The following is a 724-nucleotide window of genomic DNA, read 5'->3' on the forward strand; positions in this document are numbered from 1 at the left end:
AGGAAAGCATAAGGGAAGAACTACCATTACTAAAAGAGGTAGGAAAAAACTGCGTGCCCTTTTGTTTAGAGTTTGTATGATACTAGTTGCAAAAAACACCGCATTTAAAGCTTTGCATGCTTATTATACGCAACGACCTGAGAATCCGTTGAAGAAGATGCAATCCCTTATTGCTTTGTGTAATAAATTGATTCGCATACTCTTTGCGATAGGGAAAAAGCAATTTGAATTTAGTGAAGAGAAAATGTTGCAGGATATTCCTCATATGCGAGATTTAGAGTTAGTGAAAAAAGCCGCTTAGGAAGCAATTTTTTAGGAGATTACAAGCTTGATTTTAGTATTTAGTGTTTATAAAAACTGAAGCACGGATTAGTCAGCAAAGCAACTAAACTTCGGGCATGGACCCTGTGGGGCAGCATGACTGACATCCACCTCATGGTAAGGTTGGACGAAGGAATTTTAGAGCGAAGACTCTGTGAGACATGGGAGGGTTGACCTCCATGAGACGTGTGGAGATCTACTTGTGCGATCATACTTTAACTCATTTACCAATTATTACCTATAAATGGTCTAGTTGAATGTGAGTCTTTTTTGCTCTCTTGGTCCAAAATTTACCTCAATAGGTAACATCAACCACAAAATAATAAATTACTATAATCAAACTGGTATGAAAATCTAAGAAAATGAAAGAAATCGGGAGATTTCACTTACTATAATGAGGGAG

At 37.2% G+C, this 724-nt stretch carries 1 protein-coding gene; it reads left to right on the top strand.

The genetic code is table 11. The annotated features are described in order from the left end of the window. Positions 1-301 (top strand): transposase (locus tag ACFSBH_RS12105; RefSeq protein WP_379597733.1); only part of this gene is annotated, 301 nt, incomplete at its 5' end. Positions 302-724 lie beyond the last annotated feature (423 nt).

This window comes from Oceanobacillus luteolus, assembly GCF_042678205.1.
GTDB classification, from domain to species: domain Bacteria; phylum Bacillota; class Bacilli; order Bacillales; family Amphibacillaceae; genus Oceanobacillus; species Oceanobacillus luteolus.